Origin of the sequence: Pricia sp., from assembly GCF_041745955.1 — a bacterium.
In the GTDB taxonomy this organism is placed as follows: Bacteria; Bacteroidota; Bacteroidia; order Flavobacteriales; family Flavobacteriaceae; genus Pricia.
The window spans coordinates 1-3,633 of record NZ_JBGTHY010000443.1 but is presented as its reverse complement, the minus strand read 5'-3'; the positions used below and the strand labels follow the sequence as shown (position 1 = coordinate 3,633).

The following is a 3,633-nucleotide window of genomic DNA, read 5'->3' as shown; positions in this document are numbered from 1 at the left end:
GGGTAAGACGGTCACGAACGGGGGAAGGGTAATGGCGATAACATCCTTTGGAAAAGATTTTAAGGAAGCACTGGACACATCCTATAAAAACATCAACAAAATAAAATTTGAAGGTATGAACTACCGAAAAGATATCGGTTTCGATCTCTGAACGAAATCGAACCTATGTGGGCAGCCAGACCTACAAAAACGAATGCGAGGTGCTAGATCGGTCCTCTTCGTTGTTGTCGTCGTATTTCTTAAGTTCCAACATCCAGTAGACGAACCCTGCAAAACCGAGGATAACCAAGATCCAGCTAAAAAAATTGGCGCCCCACCAGCTGTCCATATATCGCAATTGGTCCAAAGGCCAAAAAAGATAGTTTACGAACAAATCCTCTATTCCTCTAAAAATTGAAGTCATCTTGGCTATATTTACGCAGCAAAAATATAAAAAGTCGGGATGATTTCCATCATTTTTGGCAAAACAAAGCCAATCAACTACATAATTATAGTTACGTTTCTGTTCGTTTTTTATTGGGGGGTTCATTTTTTTCTGTTCGGTAGAATTTACTCGCCCCCGCAGTTGTTGCAGAAGATGTTGGTTTTAGGGGCTCTGCTTTTCAGTATTTTCTTGGTCAATTTTATCGTAAAGCGGAACAAGATTACAGGTTCCAATTCGTTTTCTATACTTTTTTACGCGTTGTTGACCGTGGTGTTTCCGGAAACACTGCTCGATCCGAACGCTATTTTGTGCAGCTTTTTTCTTTTGTTGGCCACGAGACGGCTGGTCAGTATGCGTTCTTCAAAAGAAACCAAGTTCAAGATCTTCGATGCCACGATATGGGTCTTGGTCTCCAGTTTGTTCTACGATTGGGCCCTATTGTTCGTGATTTTGGTCTTTGCCGCTATATATTTTTATGGGCCTAAAAATATCCGAAACTGGCTAGTGCCTTTTGCAGGCCTGTTTGCAGTATATATGATTACGAAATGTATATTGATTTTAGCGGGAAACGAAGGTTTTTTGGCCGAGCATTATCAGTTTCATTTTTCCTTCAACGCCGCCTATTTCTCGTATTGGGGGCACAGTACAAAACTTATCCTGTTCGCTTTGGTTACGTTTTTAACAGGCCTTCTGGCATTTTTAAAATTGGGCAAGTCAGGATTTGGCAGGGTGGTTACCATGCGTCTTATCGCATTTTCGTTCGTTATCGGACTGGTGGTTAACCTACTCAAACTTTCGGATAATGTATATCCCGTTATGATCGCCTTTTTTCCGGCCGTAGTTCTTATGACCAAATACATCGAATCGATACGAAGGGCCCGCATCAAGGAAATTTTGCTCATCGCCGCAATTGTTGTTCCTTTCTTTGTCCTGTTTACGGGGATTGCGATAAAGTAAGCATCCCCTGTGCTGAGCGTAGTCGAAGTATTGAAACTGCCGATGGCAGAATTGAACCTTGAACGCTTGAAGGCACGAACTTCGATAATAATCTATAACTTTGTTAAAAAGAGAACGTATGGATTTCAGCGCCTTCGCCTACAAAATTTTTCGGGAAAGTATAGACAAGTACCACGTCAAGAACGATGTGTACCAGCCTTTTGCCAATCCTTATGCTAAAGACGACATCGCCCGTTTGCTCTATCGGAAGAATTGGATAGATACGGTGCAGTGGCATTATGAGGATATCATCCGCGACCCCGATATCGAACCCAAAGCGGCTTTAAACCTCAAGCGAAAGATAGATGCCAGTAATCAGGACAGGACGGATCTGGTGGAATTCATTGACAGTTATTTTCTTAAAAAGTATGGTTCGGTAGAAGTTAATGAGGATGCCACCATCAATACCGAGAGTCCCGCCTGGGCCATCGATCGCCTCTCCATTTTGGCCTTAAAGATCTACCACATGCAGGAAGAGGCGGAACGGACCGATGCCTCGGCCGAGCACCTTAAAAAATGTCGGGACAAACTCAATGTATTGCTCGAACAGCGAAAAGACCTTTCCATCGCCATCGACCAACTTTTGGCGGATATTGAGTCCGGGGATAAATTTATGAAGGTCTACAAACAGATGAAGATGTACAATGACGAGGAGTTGAACCCCGTGTTGAGAAAGGCTCCGTAACCCCTCAAAGGGTAAAATGCACGAAGAAATAATGTATTTTATGGGATGAATAAAAACTACCTTTCCTCAAATACATGAAAAAGGGCGAAGAAATTTCAAAAGCGAACTCCCCTGAGGGCGTTAAGGGACGCAGGCTTCTGGTCATCCGTCTTTCCGCCATGGGCGATGTGGCCATGACGGTGCCGGTGCTCTCCGCCCTGACCCGGCAATATCCTACTCTAAAAATTACGGTGCTTACCAAAAATTTTTTCGCTCCGATGTTCACCCAGCTCGAAAATGTCAAAGTATTCGAAGCGGACGTAAAAGGAAGGCACAAGGGCGTATTCGGACTCTATAATCTTTACAAGGAACTTCTTGCTCGCGATATAGATGCCGTAGCGGACCTGCACAATGTACTTCGCAGCAAAGTTTTGAAACGCTATTTCCGGTTTGGGGGCATCCCGTTTATACAAATTGAAAAGGGAAGGGCGGAAAAAAAAGGACTAACGGCTGCCAAAAACAAGATTTTCGAGCCTCTAAAGACCACCCACGAGCGCTATGCGGATGTTTTTGATGCGTTGGGTTTTCCGGTAGATTTGTCAAGGACAATCCCTTTATCCAAAGAAAAACTATCAGAAAAGGCACTGAAACGTACAGGCTCGGACACCAAAAAATGGTTAGGCATCGCCCCGTTCGCCGCTTTTGAAGGAAAAATGTATCCTTTGTATTTGATGGAGGAAGTCCTTCGGAAGCTCGACGATACCGAAAAGTATAAAATTTTTCTTTTTGGGGGAGGGACTGAAGAGGAACAAAAACTGGATACGATCCAAGCCCGTTTTAAATGGTGTATCAACATCGCCGGAAAGCTCTCGTTCCCCGAAGAACTGGCCCTGATTTCCAACCTTGATGCCATGCTGTCCATGGATAGCGGCAACGGCCATTTGGCAGCGATGTACGGCATTCCGGTAATCACGCTCTGGGGGGTTACCCATCCGTATGCGGGGTTTTACCCATTTGATCAAGATGTCAATAATGCCCTTTTGGCAGATAGGGAAAAATTCCCGTTGATACCAACTTCGGTCTATGGAAACAAAATGCCGGAGGGATATGAAAAGGCGATGGAAACGATTCTGCCGAGGGATGTGGTACGCAAAATTGAAGATGTTTTGAATAGCAATTAACGGAAAGGGCTCATCTCCTTTTGCCCCTTCCCTGTACTTGGCCCAACTTCCCCTGTGCAGGGCAAGAACATAAAAAAGTGACCTGCACAAAGCTTTTTTGGGAGTACAACTCCATCTATTTCATCGTACTCCTAGGCTCCATTGCCTTAAAATAATTCCGCAACTGCGACATAAAGCGATATTTTCGGGCACTCGGCGCAGTTTCGACCATCAATGTTCGCACGCCAATGTAGGCGCTCATAAGATACACGGCCACGCCCTCGCTGTCAACATGCCTATCGATATGCCCATTGAATTTTCCACGTTGTATGGCGGTTACGAGATTGACCTCCCAGATTTTGAGGATGTCGTTCAAGTGCTTCATGATC

Annotated in this window: 5 protein-coding genes and 1 pseudogene; 4 read left to right on the top strand and 2 right to left on the bottom strand. The window is 44.5% G+C overall.

What is annotated here, in order from left to right:
• Positions 1 to 151, top strand: a 151-nt coding sequence (locus ACEW8S_RS15765) for a phosphoribosylglycinamide synthetase C domain-containing protein (protein WP_373519080.1), incomplete at its 5' end; no start/stop codon positions are given.
• Between the two features lie 30 nt (positions 152 to 181).
• Here ACEW8S_RS15765 and ACEW8S_RS15760 read toward each other — a convergent pair.
• Positions 182 to 403, bottom strand: a complete 222-nt coding sequence (locus tag ACEW8S_RS15760) for a uracil phosphoribosyltransferase (protein WP_373519079.1) — start codon at positions 401 to 403, stop codon at positions 182 to 184.
• A gap of 39 nt (positions 404 to 442) precedes the next feature.
• Between ACEW8S_RS15760 and ACEW8S_RS15755 the strand changes: the two genes are divergently transcribed.
• The 3 genes from ACEW8S_RS15755 to ACEW8S_RS15745 all read left to right on the top strand — a co-directional run bounded on the left by ACEW8S_RS15755 (position 443) and on the right by ACEW8S_RS15745 (position 3,265).
• A complete protein-coding gene (locus tag ACEW8S_RS15755) occupies positions 443 to 1,381 on the top strand; it encodes a hypothetical protein (RefSeq protein WP_373519078.1) in 939 nt (312 codons plus the stop codon).
• Between the two features lie 118 nt (positions 1,382 to 1,499).
• A complete protein-coding gene (locus ACEW8S_RS15750) occupies positions 1,500 to 2,105 on the top strand; it encodes a DUF4254 domain-containing protein (RefSeq protein WP_373519077.1) in 606 nt (201 codons plus the stop codon).
• Between the two features lie 74 nt (positions 2,106 to 2,179).
• Positions 2,180 to 3,265 carry a glycosyltransferase family 9 protein gene (locus ACEW8S_RS15745; RefSeq protein WP_373519076.1) on the top strand — a complete coding sequence of 362 codons (1,086 nt, stop codon included), beginning with the start codon at positions 2,180 to 2,182 and terminating at the stop codon, positions 3,263 to 3,265.
• A gap of 115 nt (positions 3,266 to 3,380) precedes the next feature.
• Here ACEW8S_RS15745 and ACEW8S_RS15740 read toward each other — a convergent pair.
• Positions 3,381 to 3,633 (bottom strand): annotated as a pseudogene (locus ACEW8S_RS15740) (TetR/AcrR family transcriptional regulator); the annotation flags it as partial.